This window comes from Halomonas ramblicola (assembly GCF_030409215.1).
Lineage (GTDB): Bacteria > Pseudomonadota > Gammaproteobacteria > Pseudomonadales > Halomonadaceae > Halomonas > Halomonas ramblicola.
The window spans coordinates 1-17,900 of record NZ_JAUFPL010000034.1 but is presented as its reverse complement, the minus strand read 5'-3'; the positions used below and the strand labels follow the sequence as shown (position 1 = coordinate 17,900).

16 protein-coding genes are annotated in these 17,900 nt (G+C 70.3%); 12 read left to right on the top strand and 4 right to left on the bottom strand.

Translation table 11 applies throughout. The features are described from left to right. Nucleotides 1-126: 126 nt before the first annotated feature. The 3 genes from gshA to rsd all read left to right on the top strand — a co-directional run bounded on the left by gshA (nucleotide 127) and on the right by rsd (nucleotide 2,866). The gene (gshA, locus tag QWY80_RS17150; protein WP_290234249.1) at nucleotides 127-1,737 is read left to right on the top strand and encodes a glutamate--cysteine ligase; all 1,611 of its coding nucleotides are present in this window, start codon (nucleotides 127-129) and stop codon (nucleotides 1,735-1,737) included. Next, complete coding sequence (locus QWY80_RS17145) at nucleotides 1,734-2,252, top strand: disulfide bond formation protein B (protein ID WP_290234246.1); 519 nt, start codon at nucleotides 1,734-1,736, stop codon at nucleotides 2,250-2,252. The genes gshA and QWY80_RS17145 overlap by 4 nt, the downstream gene beginning before the upstream one ends. A 107-nt stretch (nucleotides 2,253-2,359) precedes the next feature. Then, nucleotides 2,360-2,866 (top strand): sigma D regulator, encoded by a 507-nt coding sequence (gene rsd / locus QWY80_RS17140; RefSeq protein ID WP_290234243.1) that lies wholly within the window; start codon nucleotides 2,360-2,362, stop codon nucleotides 2,864-2,866. A 60-nt stretch (nucleotides 2,867-2,926) separates the two neighbouring features. On the opposite strand, the gene QWY80_RS17135 is transcribed toward rsd, so the two are convergent. Together QWY80_RS17135 and QWY80_RS17130 are read right to left on the bottom strand one after the other, a co-directional pair. Next, complete coding sequence (locus QWY80_RS17135) at nucleotides 2,927-6,004, bottom strand: efflux RND transporter permease subunit (protein WP_290234240.1); 3,078 nt, start codon at nucleotides 6,002-6,004, stop codon at nucleotides 2,927-2,929. 1 nt (nucleotide 6,005) lies between these two features. After that, the gene (locus tag QWY80_RS17130) at nucleotides 6,006-7,100 is read right to left on the bottom strand and encodes an efflux RND transporter periplasmic adaptor subunit (RefSeq protein WP_290234237.1); all 1,095 of its coding nucleotides are present in this window, start codon (nucleotides 7,098-7,100) and stop codon (nucleotides 6,006-6,008) included. A 424-nt stretch (nucleotides 7,101-7,524) separates the two neighbouring features. On the opposite strand from QWY80_RS17130, the gene QWY80_RS17125 reads away from it, so the two are divergent. Continuing rightward, nucleotides 7,525-8,499 (top strand): malate dehydrogenase, encoded by a 975-nt coding sequence (locus QWY80_RS17125; protein WP_290234235.1) that lies wholly within the window; start codon nucleotides 7,525-7,527, stop codon nucleotides 8,497-8,499. Between the two features lie 182 nt (nucleotides 8,500-8,681). On the opposite strand, the gene QWY80_RS17120 is transcribed toward QWY80_RS17125, so the two are convergent. After that, nucleotides 8,682-9,338: a histidinol-phosphatase gene (locus QWY80_RS17120; RefSeq protein ID WP_290234233.1), complete on the bottom strand. Its 657-nt coding sequence runs from the start codon at nucleotides 9,336-9,338 to the stop codon at nucleotides 8,682-8,684. 166 nt (nucleotides 9,339-9,504) lie between these two features. Here QWY80_RS17120 and QWY80_RS17115 point away from each other — a divergent pair, with 166 nt between their 5' ends. Together QWY80_RS17115 and ptsP are read left to right on the top strand one after the other, a co-directional pair. Beyond that, a complete protein-coding gene (locus QWY80_RS17115) occupies nucleotides 9,505-9,996 on the top strand; it encodes an RNA pyrophosphohydrolase (RefSeq protein WP_290234231.1) in 492 nt (163 codons plus the stop codon). Between the two features lie 48 nt (nucleotides 9,997-10,044). Continuing rightward, entirely contained in the window at nucleotides 10,045-12,303 is a 2,259-nt protein-coding gene (ptsP, locus tag QWY80_RS17110; RefSeq protein ID WP_290234229.1) for a phosphoenolpyruvate--protein phosphotransferase, read from the top strand. Between the two features lie 160 nt (nucleotides 12,304-12,463). Here ptsP and QWY80_RS17105 read toward each other — a convergent pair whose 3' ends face one another. Then, complete coding sequence (locus tag QWY80_RS17105; protein WP_290234226.1) at nucleotides 12,464-13,255, bottom strand: NRDE family protein; 792 nt, start codon at nucleotides 13,253-13,255, stop codon at nucleotides 12,464-12,466. Between the two features lie 119 nt (nucleotides 13,256-13,374). Here QWY80_RS17105 and QWY80_RS17100 point away from each other — a divergent pair, with 119 nt between their 5' ends. From QWY80_RS17100 to QWY80_RS17075, 6 genes are all read left to right on the top strand, one after another. Beyond that, nucleotides 13,375-14,400, top strand: a complete 1,026-nt coding sequence (locus tag QWY80_RS17100; protein WP_290234224.1) for a response regulator — start codon at nucleotides 13,375-13,377, stop codon at nucleotides 14,398-14,400. Further along, nucleotides 14,397-15,191 (top strand): sulfite exporter TauE/SafE family protein, encoded by a 795-nt coding sequence (locus tag QWY80_RS17095; protein WP_290234221.1) that lies wholly within the window; start codon nucleotides 14,397-14,399, stop codon nucleotides 15,189-15,191. The genes QWY80_RS17100 and QWY80_RS17095 overlap by 4 nt, the downstream gene beginning before the upstream one ends. 26 nt (nucleotides 15,192-15,217) lie before the next feature. Next, nucleotides 15,218-16,006: a prolipoprotein diacylglyceryl transferase gene (lgt, locus tag QWY80_RS17090; RefSeq protein ID WP_290234218.1), complete on the top strand. Its 789-nt coding sequence runs from the start codon at nucleotides 15,218-15,220 to the stop codon at nucleotides 16,004-16,006. Nucleotides 16,007-16,028: 22 nt separating this feature from the next. Next, on the top strand, nucleotides 16,029-16,889 hold the full coding sequence (locus QWY80_RS17085; RefSeq protein WP_290234215.1) for a thymidylate synthase: 861 nt from the start codon (nucleotides 16,029-16,031) through the stop codon (nucleotides 16,887-16,889). Beyond that, on the top strand, nucleotides 16,886-17,416 hold the full coding sequence (locus QWY80_RS17080) for a dihydrofolate reductase (protein ID WP_290234212.1): 531 nt from the start codon (nucleotides 16,886-16,888) through the stop codon (nucleotides 17,414-17,416). The genes QWY80_RS17085 and QWY80_RS17080 overlap by 4 nt, the downstream gene beginning before the upstream one ends. Nucleotides 17,417-17,496: 80 nt before the next feature. Then, on the top strand, nucleotides 17,497-17,900 hold a 404-nt coding region (locus QWY80_RS17075), incomplete at its 3' end, for a hypothetical protein (RefSeq protein WP_290234209.1).

The following is a 17,900-nucleotide window of genomic DNA, read 5'->3' as shown; positions in this document are numbered from 1 at the left end:
CCGGCTAACCTTTGACTCCCGGCGCTCAGGCACCATAATCAGCCATTCACGGGCGCCTGGGGCGCCCGTCGCACAACCAGCGAAGCGCGGCGCCGCGACCGGCTTCCACGACATGGGGTGTTCATCTTGTCCGACTCACTCGCCACCCTCATCGCCCGCCTGGAAGGGCCCGCCCGACGGGGGCAGTTCAGCCGCCTGCGCCGCGGCCTCGAGAAGGAGGGGTTGCGCGTCGACCCGGCGGGGCGCATCGCCCAGACCCCGCACCCGGCCACCCTGGGCTCCAAGCTGACCCACCCGCACATCACCACCGACTACTCCGAGGCGCTGCTGGAGTACATCACGCCGGTCTACTGTCGGCCCGAGGACGCCATGGCCTTCCTCGGCGACCTGCATCGCTTCACCCATCGCCACCTGGGCGAGGAGCTGATCTGGCCGGCCAGCATGCCGGCGCGGCTCGACGGCAACGACAGCGTGCCCATCGCCGACTACGGCCCCTCCAACGTGGGCACCATGAAACGGGTCTACCGCCAGGGCCTGGACGTGCGCTACGGGCGCATCATGCAGGCCATCGCCGGGGTGCACTACAACGTCTCGCTGCCCGACGATCTCTGGGAACTGCTGCGCGAGGCGGACGGCGCCGGCGATACCCTGCTGAACGACTACCGTTCGGCGCGCTACTTCGGCCTGATCCGCAACTTCCGTCGTCACAGCTGGCTGCTGCTCTACCTGTTCGGCGCCTCGCCGGCGCTGGACCGCAGCTTCCTGCCGGGCGGCGAGATCCCCGACAAGCTCCAGGCCCACGGCCGCGATACCCTGGTCGCGCCCTACGCCACCAGCCTGCGCATGTCCGACCTGGGCTACCAGAACAAGGTGCAGGCTCAGCTCAAGATCTGCTTCAACTCGCTGTCCAATTACGTGGGCACCCTGCGCCACGCCATCTCCACGCCCTGGCCGGCCTACCAGGCGCTGGGCGTCAAGGCGGACGACGGCTGGCGCCAGCTCAACGCCAACATCCTGCAGATCGAGAACGAGTACTACAGCGACATCCGCCCCAAGCGGGTGGCGCGCCACGACGAGACCCCCAGCCAGGCGCTGGAGGCCCGCGGCGTGGAGTACATCGAGGTGCGTTGCCTCGACCTCAACCCGCTGCTGCCGCTGGGCGTGGACGAGACGCAGATCCGCTTCGTGGACGCCTTCATGATGTGGTGCCTGCTCAGTGAGAGTCCCTGGATCCCGGACCTCGAGTGCGAACACCTGGACGACAACCGCCGCCGGGTGGTGGAGCGCGGGCGCGATCCCGCCCTGCGCCTGGTGCAGCACGGCGAGCCGCGTGACCTGGCGGACTGGGGCAGCGAGATCCTCGACGAGGTCGGCCGGGTCGCCGAGCTCCTCGACCGCCTGGAGGAGGGCAACCCGCATCGCGACGCCGTGGCGGTCATGGTGCCGCGCCTCGCCGATCCCGCCCTGACGCCTTCCGGCCAGCTGATGGCCCGATTGCAGGACCGCGGCGAGGAGTTCAGCGACGCCATGCTGGCCATCGCCCGCCAGCAGGCCGAGCGCTTCGGCCATGGGCCGATGGACCCGGGCCGGGCGGCACTGTTCGCCGAGCTGGCCGAGACCTCCCACCACCAGCAGCACGAGATCGAGGCCGCCGACCGGGAGCGCTTCGAGGCGTTTCTCGAGGGTTACTTCGCCCGCGCCAGGGAGTCGCGCATTGCCGGGGAGGCGGCCTCATGACCGCCTCCCTCGCGCGTCTCTCCGTGCGCCAGTGGAGCCTCGCCGGCCTGGCCTTCTGCGTGCTGATGATGGCCGTGGCCCTGGGCCTCGAGCACCTCGGCGGCCTGGAGCCCTGCCCGCTGTGCATCTTCCAGCGTGTGGCGGTCATCGTTGCCGCCGCGGTGTTCGCCGTGGCGGCCCTGCACAACCCGGGCGGCCGGCTCGGCGCCGCCCTCTACGGCGGGCTGGGGCTCGCCGCCGTGGGCGGCGGCATCGGCGTGGCCGCGCGTCACCTCTGGCTGCAGTCGCTGCCCGCCGACGAGGTGCCCAGCTGCGGCCCCGGCCTCGACTACATGATGGAGATCATGCCGCTGCAGCAGGTGCTGGCGCAGGTGTTCACCGGCTCCGGGGAGTGCGCCGACATCGACTTCCAGCTGCTCGGCTTCTCGCTGCCCGGCTGGACCCTGATCGGCTTCATCGTGCTGGCCCTGGCGCCGCTGGGCCTGCTGCTCTCGGCCTGTCGCGAGCGGGGGTGAGGCCTCCCGCGGATGGGGATTGACAGCGGGTCCGGCAGGCGCGAGTCTGAGGACTCCTCGGCCGGGCGCTGGATGTCCTCGGCCCCATCGGAGCAAGGGAGGCCCCCATGCTGGAAGACTGCAAGAGCGCGCTGGAGCGCTGGGGTGGCGTACACAGGCTGATCGACCGCTGGCTGGATGAGCGCCGCGAGTTGCTGGTCAACTTCGTCGAGCTCAAGGAGGCGTGCGACGCCGAGCTCGAAGCGGTGAGCAAGGAGCGCATCGACGCCTTCAGCGAGCTGCTGATGGACTACATCAGCGCCGGCCACTTCGAGGTCTATCCCCAGCTGCGCGAAGAGGCGCGCGCCTTCGACGACGACCAGGCCCTGACCCTGGCCGACCGTCTGCTCGAGCGCCTCGAGCTGTCCACCGAACTGGTGCTGGCCTTCGACGCCGATTACCAGAGTCCCGGTCGCGTACGCCAGCACATCGCACGGCTTCCCGCCTGGCTCGAGCGCCTCGCCCATGGCCTCACCGAGCGCTTCTCCCTGGAAGACCAGCTCATCGGCCGGCTGCATGCCGCCCACGCCCCCGACGCCGCCCGCCAGGAAGCCGAGGCCCGGTCACGCGCCTGAGTGGGCTTCGCCGGGAGCTCGATGTCGTAGGAGGGCAGCTTTGCTGCGCGACTGGCGCCGTCAGGCGCCCGGCGGCTTCCTATTTCCGGCGGAGCCAGGACCGATCACCAGCATGCACGGCGTCAGCAGTAGCGTCAGACCGGTGGCGAAGGTCAGCCCCCCGGCGATGGCGCTGGAGAGCTGGGTCCACCACTGGGTGGAGGGGGCGCCGATCCCCAGGCTGGGCGCCAGCAGGTTGACGTTGACTCCCAGCACCATGGGCGTGAGGCCCAGCACCGTGGTCACCGCCGTGAGCAGCACCGGGCGCAGGCGCAGCCCACCGGCCTCCAGCGCCGCCTCACGGGGGGCGAGGCCTTCGCCGCGCAGCTGGTTGTAGGTGTCGATCAGCACGATGTTGTTGTTCACCACGATGCCCGCCAGGGCGATGATCCCCATTCCCACCATGACGATGCCGAAGGGCTGGGCGTTGACCAGCAGCCCCAGCAGCACCCCGGCGGTGGAGAAGACGATGGCCGAGAGCACCAGCACCGCCTGGTAGAAGCTGTTGAACTGGGTCACCAGGATCAGTGCCATCAGGCCGATGGCCACCAGGAAGGCGGTGGCCAGGAAGCGGCTCGCCTGCTGCTGGTCCTCCTGCTCGCCGGCCGCCGCGACGCTCACCCCCTCCGGGGGAGCGCCCGCGGCTTCCTGCAGGGCGCGCAGCCGTTCGTCGGGGCGCTGGCCCGCGGCCACGTCGGCCTCCAGGGTGATGGCACGCCGGCCGTCGATGCGGTGCAGGGTGCCCACCTTGGGGGCCGGCTCCACGCTGACGAAGTGCGAGATCGGCACCTGGCCGCGCGGCGTGTTCAGGCTGAGCCGGCCCAACTGCTCCAGGGTGCGATCGCCCTCGGGCAGGCGCACGCGGATATCCACCTCGTCGTCGACCCCCGCCGGCCGGTAGCTGGCCACCTGCAGCCCGGTGGTGAGCAGCTGCACGGCGCTGCCCACCGCGGCCACGTCGGCGCCGAAGCGCGCCGCCGCCTCACGATCCACCACCACTCGCCACTCCACCCCGGGCAGGCTGCGGTTGTCCTCGATGTCGCGGAAGCCGCCGAGTTCGCCCATCAGGTCGCGCAGCCGCTCCACCGTGCGCTCGGTGGCCTCGGCATCGTGGCCGCTGATCTCCAGCACGATGGGCTTGCCCTGGCCGGGGCCCATCTCCTGTTCGCGGAACTCCAGGATCACCCCGGGCAAGTCGCGGGTGCGGCTGCGCATCTCGGCGAAGATCTCGGCCAGGGGGCGCCGATCCTGCCAGTCGATCAACTGGAACTGCAGCACGCCGATCACGTCGCCGCCGAGCTGCTGGTCGGCCACCGCGAAGGAGCGCGCGTAGAGCGCCTCCACCTCGCCCATCCCCGCCAGGCGTGCCTCCACGCGCCTCACCACGGCGTCCTTCTCCTCGGCGGAGAAGTCGCCCCGGGCGCGCACCACCACCTGGGCACTGTCGGGCTCCACGGCGGGGAAGAACTCCACGCCATGGTTGAAGCGGCCATAGCCGGCATAGATCAGCGCCATCAGCAGCAGGGCGAACAGCAGCGTCAGGCCCGGATGGGCCAGCAACCGGGCCAGCACGCGGCGGTAGAGGCGGCCGCCGGCGGTGGTCATGGCCGCCTCGCTCACCGGGGTGGCGGCGCGGGCCCCGAACACCCCGCCCAGGGTGGGCAGGAAGACCAGCGCCATGGCCAGCGAGGCGAGCAGGCAGAGGATCACCGTGGCCGGCAGGTACTTCATGAACTCGCCCACCACGCCGGGCCAGAACAGCAGCGGCACGAACACCGCCAGCGTCGTGGCGGTGGAGGCGATCACCGGCCAGCTCATGCGCGTGGCGGCGTTGACCCAGGCCTGGCGGGGCAGCTGACCCTGGCGCAGGTGGCGGTCGGCCAGTTCGCTGACCACGATGGCGCCGTCGACCAGCATGCCGGCCACCAGGATCAGCGAGAACAGCACCACGATGTTGAGGGTGTAACCCACCGCCCAGATCAGCAGGATGCCGGTGAGGAAGGCGCCGGGAATCGTCAGCCCCACCATCATGGCGTTGCGCACCCCCATGGCGGCGAGGATCACGATCAGCACCAGCACCACCGCGGTGAGCACGTTGTTGAGCAGCTCCGAGAGCATCTCCTCCACCATCTCGGACTGGTCCATGATGGTGGTGATCTCCAGCGCCTCGGGGATCAGGCCCTCCGCCTCGTCGAACAGCGCCTCGACCTGACGAATGGTGGCGATGATATTGGCGCCGGCGCGCTTGGAGACCTCCAGCACCAGCGCCGGCTGGCCGTCGATGCGGGCGAAGCCCTCCGGGTCCTTGAAGGTGGGGCGGATCCAGGCCACGTCGCCGAAGGTCACCACCCGGTCGCCGTCGATCTTCACCGGCATGGCCATGACATCGTCGAGGGACTCGATCACCCCCGGGACCTTCATGGCCAGGCGGCCGGCGCCGGTGTCCAGGCTGCCGGCGGCCACCAGCCGGTTGTTGCGGCTCACCAGGTCGAACAGGGTGCCGAAGTCGACGCCGTAGCTGTCCAGCACCAGCGGGTCGACGACCACCTCGAGCAGTTCCTCGCGGTCGCCGCCGATGTCCACCTCCAGCACCTCGGCGATGCCCTCGATCTCCTCCTTGAGGCGCCGCGCGATGGCCACCCGCCGCTCCTCCTCGATGGGACCGGAGAGCCCGATGGAGAGCACCGGGAAGAGGCCCACGTTGACCTCCATCACCCGCGGCTCGTCGGCCTCGGCGGGCAGGTCCGCCCGGGCGATGTCGACTTTCTCGCGCACGTCGGTGAGCGCCTGGTCGGCGTCGAAGCCGGCATCGAACTCCAGGGTCAGGGCGGCATGGCCCTCGCTGGACTGGGCGGTCAGCTTGCGCAGCCCCTCGATGCTGCGCAGCTCCTGCTCCATGGGGCGCACCAGCAGCCGCTCGCCGTCCTCGGGGCTGACCCCCTCCAGGGTCATCGACACGTAGATGATGGGAATGGGGACGTCGGGGTTGGCCTCCTTGGGGATCGACTGCCAGGCCGCCAGGCCCGCCAGCAGCAGGGCTACCAGCAGCATCAGGGTGGTCCGCGAACGCTCCAGGGCGGCGTCGATCAGGCGGCGCATCTCAGCGCTCCTCCGCCGCGGGCGCCTCGGCCTCCACCGCCTCGACCCGCTCGCCGGCCTCCACCAGGGCCCCGCCCAGGGTGATCAGGCGCACCGGGTCGGGCAGGCCGGTCACCCGCGCCACCCGGGTATCGGCATCCACCAGGGTCACCGGGCTCGCCACCACCCGGTCCGCGTCGTCGAGATGCTTCACCGCCAGGCGGCCCTCCGCATCCAGGGTCAGCAGGGCAGGGGAGAGGCGCTGCACCCGGCGTTCCGGCAGGCGGATGCGCAGGGTGGCGCTGGCACCGGCCAGGCGGCGCCCCTCGGGATTGTCGGCCGCCACCTCGACCCGGAAGCTGTGCGTCTCGTCGTCGGCACGGCGCCCCACCACGCTGACCTCGCCGGCCAGGCGCGAGTCGTCCAGCAGCCGCAGCTCGGCGGGCAGTCCGGCCTCCAGCTCCAGGGCGTCGCGTTGCGGGGCCCAGGCGGTGGCGACCAGTCGGGTGTCGTCCACCAGCCGGCCCCAGGTCTCGCCCACCTGCACCAGCTCGCCGAGTTCCACGTCGAGGCGGTCGAGCACGCCGGCGAAGGGCGCCGTGGGGCGGGTGTCGTCGAGCTGGCGGCGCAGGGCGGCCAGCTCGGCCACGGCTCGGCTCACCTCGGCCTGCCGGCGCAACAACTCGGTATTGGAGATCAGCTCGCGGCGCCGCAGCTCCTCGGCCCCGGCCAGCTCGGCGCGGGCCAGGGCCAGGTCGTCTTCGGCCTGGGCCTGGCGCTCGGGGAGCTCGTCGCGGGCCAGCTCGAGCAGCACGCTGCCGGCCTCGACCCGGCTGCCCTCCGCCACGGGCAGTGCCGCGACACGGCCCGCCTGGCGGGCGCGCAGGAGCAGCTCGCGGCGGGCCTCCAACTGGCCTTGAAGCACCAGGGTGGGGGCGTGGGGCTCGGCGTGGCGGGTCGCCACCTCCACCCGGGTGGCCTCGGCGGTGGGCCGGGCCTCGGCATCGGGTGCCTCGTCCTGGAAGCGCTGCAGGTCCCCGAGCAGCAGCCAGGCCAGCAACAGCACGACGAGCCCGATGGCGACCAGCGGCGGGAGGGGCAGACGGCGGCGGAACATGCGGTGTGGTCCATCAGCAATGCATGAAGGGCCAGCATAGCACTCCTGCCCCCTCACTCCTTACCACCAAGCCCACATGCTTCGTGTCTGATGAGGGTGGCAGCCGAATGGCAGACAGTCGACTCGTCGGTCGATGAGAGGCAGTAGGAGGTCACGGTCCGACGCTTCGGCTCCGCTGGGCGAATGGAGGCCGCAGGCCTCCCGGAGGCGGCCACCACAGGCTAGTAATCCCGCCGGGCGCCTGGCGGCGCCAATCGCGCAACAAGTTGCCCTCCTACAGGTTGGCCGGCGAAGCCGGGCGTCCCTACTAGGTCGCATTGAGTTTTGTGCACTGCAGGCATACCATCTTGGCGGTTCGATTTCAGGCCAGCGCGGGCCGGGCGCCCGCCGGGCTATCCTCACGGCGACAACCGAAGGAGCCACCATGAAAGATCCCGTTCGTATTGCCATCACCGGCGCCGCCGGCCAGATCAGCTACTCCCTGGCCTTCCGCATCGCCTCCGGCGACATGCTGGGCAAGGACCAGCCGGTCATCCTGCAACTGCTGGAGATCACCCCGGCGCTGGAGGCCCTGCAGGGCGTGGTGATGGAGCTCAACGACTGCGCCTTCCCGCTGGTGCAGGACATCGTGGCCACCGACGACGCCAACGTCGCCTTCAAGGACGCCGACTACGCCCTGCTGGTGGGCGCCCGTCCGCGCGGCCCGGGCATGGAGCGCAAGGACCTGCTGGAGGCCAACGCCGCCATCTTCTCCGTGCAGGGCAAGGCCCTGAACGACAACGCCAGCCGCGACGTCAAGGTGCTGGTGGTGGGTAACCCGGCCAACACCAACGCCCTGATCGCCTCCTGCAACGCCCCCGACCTGGAGCCGGGCCAGTTCACCGCCATGACCCGCCTGGACCACAACCGTGCCCTGACCCAGCTGGCCCAGAAGACCGGCAAGCACGTCACCGACGTGGAGGGCATGATCATCTGGGGCAACCACAGCGCCACCCAGTACCCCGACATCGCCCACTGCAAGGTGGACGGCAAGCCGGCGGCCGAACTGGTCGAGCGCGACTGGTACGAGAGCGACTTCATCCCCACCGTGCAGCAGCGCGGCGCCGCCATCATCAAGGCGCGCGGTGCCTCCTCCGCCGCCTCCGCCGCCTCTGCCGCCATCGACCATATGCGCGACTGGGCGCTGGGCAGCGACGGCATCGTCAGCATGGCGATCCCCGCCGACGGCAGCTACGGCATCGAGAGGGGCGTGATCTACTCCTACCCGGTCGTCTGCAAGGGCGGTGACTACGAGATCGTCCAGGGCCTGGAGATCGACGACTTCAGCCGCGAGAAGATGCAGGCCACCGAAGACGAGCTGCGCCAGGAGCGCGCCGCCGTCGAGCATCTACTGGGCTAAGGGGGTCGCCCACTCTGTAGGAGGGATGCTCCGCATCGCGACTGGAGGCCGCAGGCCTCCCGGAAACTTCCGGGCACCTGACGGCGCCAGTCGCCCGGGGGACCCGGCCTCCTACAAGCAAGGCCCCGCCGATTCCTATCCGGCGGGGCCTTGCTTCTTATGGCTTACGGCTCTGATCCGGATCAGTCCCGCAAGCTGATGATCCGCCAGCCGCGCTCCTTGGCCGCCTGACGCAGGGTGTCGTCGGGGTCCACCGCCACCGGGTGCTCGACGATCTCCAGCAGCGGCAGGTCGTTGTGGGAGTCGCTGTAGAACCAGGCGTCGTCCAGGGTCAGCTCCTTGTCGACCAGCCACTCCTCCAGGCGCTGCACCTTGCCCTCGCGGTAGCTCGGGGTGCCGCTCACCTTGCCGGTATAGCGGCCCTCGACCACCTCGGGCTCCACGGCGATCAGGTCGTCCACCCCCAGCCGTTCGGCGATGGGGCCGGTGATGAAGCGGTTGGTGGCGGTGACGATCAACAGGGTATCGCCGCGCGAGCGATGCCGCGCCACCAGTTCCTCGCCCTTGGGCAGGATGTGCGGCTCGATCTTGCTGGCCATGAACTGCTGGTGCCAGGCAGCCAGCTGCTCCGGACTGTTCTCCGCCAGGGGCTTGAGTGCCACCTCCAGGAAGGCGTGGATGTCCAGGGTGCCGGCCTCGTAGTCGGCCAGGAAGCGGTCGTTGGCCTCGCGGTAGGCCACCGGGTCGACGGCGCCCTGCTCGAGCAGGAACTCCCCCCAGGCATGGTCGCTGTCGATCGACAGCAGCGTGTTGTCCAGGTCGAAGATGGCCAGGCTCACGGTCACTCCCATGGGTTGTGGATCACGGTCGAAGGTCGGCGATTATGTCAGATGCCGGCGACACCTGCACGCCGCCGCAAGGGCCGTGGCTACCCGCGTATTGATGCGCTTCATGGGCTTGTGGAAGAATGGCCCCAATACGACTGGTTTCCACAAGGTGAAGTCCGTGATCGACGCTGACGGCTTTCGCCCCAACGTTGGCATCATCATCGTCAACGACCAGGGGCAGCTGCTCTGGGCGCGTCGGGTAGGGCAGAATGCATGGCAGTTTCCCCAGGGAGGCATCAAGGCGGACGAGACACCGAAACAGGCGCTTTTTCGCGAGTTGCATGAGGAGATCGGCCTGACGGCCGACGACGTCGAGATCCTCGCCTGCACCCGGGGTTGGCTGCGCTATCGACTGCCGCGACGCATGATACGAACGCATTCCAGGCCGGTCTGCATCGGCCAGAAACAGAAATGGTTCCTGCTGCGGATCCGCTGCACGGAGAACCGGATCTGCATGGACGGCACCGGCAAGCCGGAATTCGATGGCTGGCGCTGGGTCAGCTACTGGTACCCGCTGGGCCAGGTGGTGCCCTTCAAGCGCGAGGTCTATCGCCGGGCGCTGAAGGAACTCTCGCCGCGGGCCCAGCGGCTCGCCCTCGGCCACGGCTGAGGCGGGCGCCGGCTCCCACCAAGATAACCAACGGACGAAGTCACTCCCATGCTCGAGGTCTTGCGCCGCATCATCCAGGAAGTCAACGGGGCTCGCACCCTGGAGGCGGCGCTCGCCACCATGGTGCGTCGCATCCGCAAGGCGATGAAGACCGATGTCTGTTCGTTCTACCTCTACGACGAAGAGCTCGATCGCCTGGTACTGATGGAAACCATCGGCCTGCGCAGCCAGGCGGTACGCCAGGTCACGCTGCCCATCGGCGAGGGCCTGGTGGGCCTCGTGGCACGGCGCGAGGAGCCGCTCAACCTCGAGGACGCCCAACACCACCCGCAGTTCCGCTACTTCGAGTCCACCGGCGAGGAGCGCTACTCGAGCTTCCTCGGCGTGCCCATCATCCACCAGCGCCGCATGCTCGGCGTGCTGGTGGTGCAGCAGGCCGACAAGCGCCGCTACGGCGAGGAGGACGAGGCCTTCCTGGTCACCATGGCGGCCCAACTGGCCGGCGTGCTGGCCCATGCCCTGGCCACCGGCAACCTCACCCGGCCGAGCCTCGAGGGCCAGGTGCACTTCAAGGGGGTGGCCGCCTCGCCGGGCATGGCCATCGGCGAGGCGATAGTGATCGCCCCACCCGCCGACCTGGATAGCGTGCCCGACCTCATTCCCACCGATGTCGACTACGAGATCACGCGCCTCAAGGAGGCCATCGGCCGCGTCCGCGAGGAGATCCGTGCCGCCGGCGAGCGCCTGGCCAACCGCATCTCGGCCCAGGAGCTGGCGTTGTTCGAGGTCTATCAGCAGATGCTCAGCGAGGCGGCGCTCTCCCAGGAGGTGGTGAAGCGCATCCGCGAGGGGCAGTGGGCCCCCGGCGCGCTGGCCGACGTGGTCAAGCGCCATGTCCAGTACCTGGAGCGGGTCGACGACGACTACCTTCGCGAGCGCGCCGCCGACGTGCGCGACCTGGGCCGCCGGGTGCTCGCCCACCTGCAGGAGGAGACCCCCCAGACCCCCGACGTCTACCCGGAGCGCACCATCCTGGTGGGCGACGAGCTGAGCGTGGCGCTGCTCGGCGAGGTGCCGCGCGAGCGGCTGGCCGGCCTGGTCTCGGTACGCGGCTCCAGCACCTCGCACGTGGCGATCCTGGCGCGGGCCATGGGCATCCCCACGGTGCTGGGCATGGTCGATCTCCCGCTGCCGCGGCTCTCCGGGGCGCCGGTGATCCTCGACGGCCACCGCGGGCGCCTCTTCGTGCGCCCCGGCCCGGAGTTGCTGACCCACTACGAGGGGCTGATCGGCGAGGAGCAGGCCCTGGCCGAGGTCCTCGAGCACGAACAGGACCTGCCCAGCCGCACCCCGGACGGCCACGTCATGCCGTTGATGGTCAACACCGGTCTGGCCGTGGACGCGGTGGCCTCGCTGAAGAGCCGCATCAGCGGCGTGGGGCTCTACCGCACCGAGGTGCCCTTCATGGTCACCGAACGCTTCCCCGGCGAGCAGGAACAGACCCGCCTCTATCGCGACCAGCTCGAGAGCTTCGCGCCGTTGCCGGTGGTGATGCGCACCCTGGACATCGGCGGCGACAAGGACCTGCCCTACTTCCCCATCGAGGAGGCCAACCCCTTCCTCGGCTGGCGCGGCATCCGCGTGACCCTCGACCACCCCGAGGTGCTGATGGTGCAGCTGCGTGCCATGCTGCGTGCCTCCCAAGGGCTCGACAACCTGCAGGTGCTGCTGCCCATGGTGACCAACGTCGATGAGGTGGACGTCGCCCTGCGGCTGCTGGATCGCGCCATTCTCGAGCTCAGCGAGGAGGGTGTGAGCGTGCCGCGGCCCCCGGTGGGGGTGATGATCGAGGTCCCGGCGACCCTCTACCAGCTCGATGCCCTGGCCACCCGGGCCGACTTCTTCTCGGTGGGCAGCAACGACCTCACCCAGTACCTGCTGGCGGTGGATCGCAACAATCCGCGGGTCGCCGACCTCTACGACGCCTGCCATCCGGCGGTGCTCACGGCCCTGGCGCGGCTCGCCGAGGATGCCCATCGGCTGCAGGTGCCCATCTCGGTGTGCGGCGAGCTGGCCGGTGACCCGGCCGGCGCCCTGTTGCTCATGGGTATGGGCTTCGATGCCCTGTCGATGAACGCGCCCAGCCTGCCCCGGGTGCGTGCCGCCATCCGCCGCGTGCCACTGGACGGCGCCAAAGCTTTGGTCGAGGAGACCCTGCGTCTCGACTCCCCCGGCGAGATCCGCCGCCACCTGGCCGAGCGCCTGGAAGGCTGGCAGCTCGCCCATCTGCTCCCGCCCCGCGACTGAGCCGGGCCTCGCCCGGCTCAAGCTTGAAGAGCAGCGCTACGCGCCTGGAAGAGCCGGGCTGCGCCCGGAGCTGGAAGAACGTCCGCTGCGCGGACTTGAGCTTGAAGCCGGAAGAAAAACCTTGGCGCAAGGGCTGGTGGTAACAAGCTGCCTTCCAGCTTTAAGCAGTTCCCGGTGAAGTCGGGCTCAGCTCCCAGCGAAGCTGGGTCTCGCCCAGCTCCACGCCGCCCGGCCCGAAGCGCCGCTCGCCGATCTCGATGCGGCCGCTGGCGTGCCAGCCCAGCCAGCTCATGGCCCGTGTGCCATACTCCTCGCCGACGATGAACGGCGCGGAGAGCCTGCGTTCCATCTCCAGCCCCACGCCGGTGTCCGGCAGTGCCGCGTCGTCGGCGGGATGCGGGTCGGCCATGGCCGCCAGGGCGTCGTCCGGCCAGCGGCCGTGGCGCAGGCTGGCGGTCAGGCCCTGTCGGGCGGCGATCAGCTTGGGCCAGGGAGCGTCGAGGCTGGCATTGGAGAGGCCATGCACCCCCGGTGGAACCTCGCGCAGGGTGACCCCATCGAGGCCGCGATGCAGGTGCCAGAGCCGCCGGCCATCGCCGGCCAGCAGGTTGAAGCCGGCGAAGCGCGTCGCCTCGCCCCCGGCCAGGCGATCGAGCCAGGCCGGCAGGTCGGGGCAGGTGAGGGCCTCGCGCACCAGGGCGCCGCGGCTCGGTGCCCCCTCGGGCCTCTTGAGCCGTGGATCGCGGACATTGGTCACGGCGGCGAAGCGGCCGCAGCGATGTACCGCCAGCCAGGTGCCACCGGCTTCCAGGTCGCGACCGCCGAGGATCTCGGGGGCATCCTGCCAGGTGGCCAGCGGCGCCGTGGGGCGGGCGTGGAATTCGTCACGGTTGGCCACCAGGCGCAATGGCCAGGCGCTTCCCGGGCGGTGATCGAAGGCTATCAGGCACATCGCACCAGCTTAGCGGCTCGACGACGGGCGGGAAAGTCGCTCTGGCGCCCGCCGCCATGACAGCGGTCGCGCGGCGGCGTACACTCGGGCGTCACCTCGTGAAAGGCCAAGGATGACGGATGCGAGTCGATACCCGGCGCTCCCGGCGCCTTCCTCCGCTGCTTCGCCTGGCATTGACCCTGCAGCTGCTGATCGTGGCGGCCGGCCCCTTGTGCCTGCTGCTGGCGCCCCGGTGGACGGTGGCCTGGTTGCTCGGCCTGCTGCTGGCCTCCAGCCTCAACCTGATCCTCGTGGTATTCCGGCCGTGTCGCCAGTCCGGCGACGAGCCGGGCCGCGACACGCCGCCCGGCGGCGGGGCCGGTGGCCACCGTCAGCGGGAGGGCGACGACCAGGCACCCGGCCAGGCGCTGGTCGCCAGGGAGGAGCGCCTGCGCCTTCACCTGCAGGGCCTGGAAGACGACCTGGCCCAGCGCGAGCGTCGCCTGTCACGCCTGGAGGCCGGCCGCGACCGGGCCCGGGAGGAGTCGCGGCTCAAGTCCGATTACCTGACGTTGATGGGGCGCGAGCTGCAGCGTCTCCAGGCCCGCATCGATGAGCTGATGGTGCCGGAGGGAGAGGCGGCATCGACACACGCCTACCGGCAGGCCACCCGTGAGCTGCACGAGCGGGTCGCCGATCTCAGGGAGCTGCTCGAGGGCCTGGCCGGCGAGGGCGAGGCGGCGGCCGTGGCCGCGCCCGTGCGCCAGGGGCGCGTGCTGATCGTCGACGATGGCCCGGTGAACCTGATGCTGGCGCGCCAGGTGCTCGAGCGCCAGGGGCTGGAGGTGCACACGGCCACCTCGGGCCACGAGGCCCTCAAGGCCCTGGAGCAGGGGCCCTTTGCCCTGGTGTTGATGGATATCTTCATGCCCGGCATGGACGGCATGGAGACCAGCCGTCGCTGGCGTGAGCAGGAGGCCAGGACCTATCCCGGGCGACGCAGCGTGCTGGTGGCGTTGACCGCCAACGCCAGCGACGAGGATCGCCGGCGTTTCGCCGAGGCCGGGCTGGACGACTTCCTGGCCAAGCCCTACCGTCCGCAGACCCTGGTCGAGCGGGTCAGCCGCTGGTTGCCGGAACGTTTCGAGGACGCCGACAGCTCATGAACGCGCTGGTCGCCTTGCTGGGTTATCTGGCGCTCGGCGCCGTGGCGGGCACCATGGCCGGCCTGTTCGGCGTGGGCGGCGGCCTGATCATCGTGCCGGCACTGGTCTTCGTCTTCGGCCTGCAGGGCGTGGCCCCCGAGGTGACCATGCACCTGGCGGTGGGCACCTCGCTGGCCACCATCGTGATCACCGGCGCCTCCTCGGCCTGGGGGCACTACCGCCGCGGCAGCATCCATCGCCAGTGGTTCCTGGCGCTGCTGCCCGGGCTGCTGCTGGGCGCCATCGCCGGGGTCTTCGTCGCCGGGGCCCTCTCCGGCGGCTTGCTGGGCACCCTGTTCGGCATCTTCGTCTTGCTGATGGCGGCACGCCTGGCGCTGGGACGCGGCCCCAGGCCGGGCAGCCAGGCGCCGGGCAGGAGCGTGATGGCGCTGGCCGGTGCGGTGATCGGCGGCGTCTCGGCGCTGTTCGGCATCGGTGGGGGGACCCTTTGCGTGCCCTGGCTGATCCGCTGCGGCGCCACCCTGACCCGTGCCGTGGGCACCTCGTCGGCCTGCGGGGTACCCATCGCCCTGTTCGGTGCCGCTACCTTCATCGTGGTGGGCTGGGGGCATCCGTTGTTGCCGGCCGGCACCAGCGGCTTCGTGATGTGGCCGGCCTTCCTGGGCATCGTGCTGGCCAGCGTGCCCTTCGCCCGCCTCGGCGTGCACCTGGCCCACGCCCTGCCGACCCGCGTGCTCAAGCTCGCCTTCGCCGCCCTGCTGGCGGTGGTAGGCCTGAAGTTTCTGTTATAGCCATCTCCCAACTCCCGAGGACCTCTATGCTCAGCTATCCCGATATCGATCCCGTGGCGATCTCCCTGGGGCCCTTCCAGATACACTGGTACGGCCTGATGTACGTGGTGGGCTTCGTCGCCGCCTGGTTCCTGGGCCGGCGGCGGGCCGCGCGGATCGGCCTGACCCACGACGACATCGGCGACCTGATCTTCTACGCCGCCCTGGGCGTGGTGCTGGGCGGGCGCCTGGGCTATGCGCTGTTCTACGGCCTGGATCAGTGGCTGGCCGACCCGCTGTGGATCGTGCGGATCTGGGATGGCGGCATGAGTTTCCATGGCGGCCTGGTCGGCGTGCTGCTGGCCGCCTGGTGGTTCGCCCGCAGGAAGCGCCTGGCCTTCTTCACCCTCACCGACTTCGTCGCCCCCCTGGTGCCCATCGGGCTGGGCGCCGGGCGCATCGGCAACTTCATCAACCACGAGCTGCCCGGCCGGGTGACCGAGCTGCCCTGGGGCATGCCGTTCCCCGGCATGGGGCCCGAGCCGCGCCACCCCTCGTCGCTCTACGAGGCCGCCCTGGAAGGGGCGGTGCTGTTTGCGGTGCTGTGGTTCGTCTCGGCCACGCCGCGGCGTCGCGGGCTGGTCTCCGGGCTCTTCCTCACCCTCTACGGCGGCTTCCGCTTCCTGGTGGAGTTCGTGCGCCTGCCCGATGCGCATATCGGCTACCTGGCCTTCGGCTGGGTGACCATGGGCATGCTGCTGACCCTGCCGATGATCGCCGCCGGCCTGGCGCTGATCGCCTGGTCGCGCCAGCAGCCGGTCGACGCCAGGGTGTAGCCGGATGGCGGCGCCATGTAGAATGAGCCACCCATCCACCAGCCCCGACGCCGCCGTGACTGCCGATACCCTGGAACCGCCCGCCCTCGAACAGCCCTATCTCGACCTGATGCGCCAGGTGCTCGACCACGGCGTGGAGCGGGCCGACCGCACCGGCGTCGGCACCCGTTCGATCTTCGGCCACCAGATGCGCTTCGACCTCTCCCGCGACTTCCCGCTGGTCACCACCAAGAAGCTGCACCTGCGCTCGATCATCCACGAGCTGCTGTGGTTCCTGGCCGGCGACACCAACATCGCCTATCTCAGGGAGAACGGCGTGCGCATCTGGGACGACTGGGCCGATGCCAACGGCGACCTGGGCCCGGTGTACGGCTACCAGTGGCGCAGCTGGCCCGACCCGCGCGGCGGCCACGTCGACCAGATCGCCAGGCTGCTCGAGCAGCTCCGCGACAACCCCCAGTCGCGACGGCTGATCGTCTCCGCCTGGAACCCGGCGCTGGTCGACGAGATGGCCCTGCCGCCGTGCCACTGCCTGTTCCAGTTCTACGTGGCGGAAGGGCGGCTCTCCTGCCAGCTCTACCAGCGCAGCGCCGACATCTTCCTGGGCGTGCCCTTCAACATCGCCAGCTATGCGCTGCTGACCCGGATGATCGCCCAGGTCGCCGGCCTCGCCCCCGGCGACTTCGTGCACACCCTGGGCGACGCCCACCTCTACCTCAACCACCTGGAGCAGGCCGAACTGCAGCTCTCGCGCAGCCCGCGCCCGGCCCCGCGGCTGGTGCTCGACCCCGGTATCGACGACCTCTTCGCCTTCCGCTTCGAGCATATCGCCATCCAGGACTACGACCCCCATCCCCATATCAAGGCCGAGGTGGCCGTATGAGCGAAAGGACGCAAGAGGAAACCCTGATCCCCATCGCCATGATCGCCGCCATGGCCAAGAACCGCGTCATCGGCGTCGACAACCAACTGCCCTGGTACCTCCCCGAGGACCTCAAGTTCTTCAAGCGCATGACCCAGGCCAAGCCGCTGGTGATGGGCCGCAAGACGTTTCAATCCATCGGCCGGCCGCTGCCCGGGCGACTGAATATCGTGATCAGCCGGGACCCGCACTTCGAGCCACTCGGCGTCAGGGTGTGCCGCAGCCTGGACGCCGCCCTGGCCCTGGCCGACCAGCAGGCCGCCATCGACGGCGTCGAGGAGATCATGGTGATGGGCGGCGCCCAGATCTATGCCCAGGCGCTGCCCCGGGCCAGCCGGCTCTACCTCACCGAGGTGGACGTCGAGGTGGCGGGCGATGCCCGCTTCCCCGAGCTGGACCCGGCCGAGTGGGAAGAGGTGCAGCGCGTGCCCGGCAGTCCCGCCGACGGACAGCCCGCCTACGACTTCGTGGAATACCGACGCCGATAGGCGACATTTGTCATGCGCCCCCATCTGGCACAGACTTGACGGCAACGCCTCGTATGAAGAGCTTGCGGGAGGACACCGGTTTGGTCGAGGAACGCGCAACCCGTCTGCTGGATGCCCTGGAGGGGCGTACGGTCACCTTGCTGGAACGCCTGGCGGAAGAGCGCCGGGCACGCCACCGGGCCGAGGCCGGCCTGGCCGAGCTGGAGCGGCGCCTGGCCGAGGCCGAGGCCGGCGTGCTGGAGCTGCAGGAGGAGAATCGCGAGCTCGACGAGCAGAACCGCGAGCTGGAGGCCCACAACCGCCACCTCCACGAACGCCTGGCCGGCCGCGAGGGGGCGGAGGGCAACTTCCGCCTCGGGCGGCGCTCCCAGGGGCTCTCGGCACTGATCGGCCGCCGTCCGCCGGCCCCCGTCGTCGGCGGCCGTGAGGAGCCGGCGCCCGGGCCGGAGGCGCCCGCCGGCGAGCCGCCGGCCGCGAGCGCCAC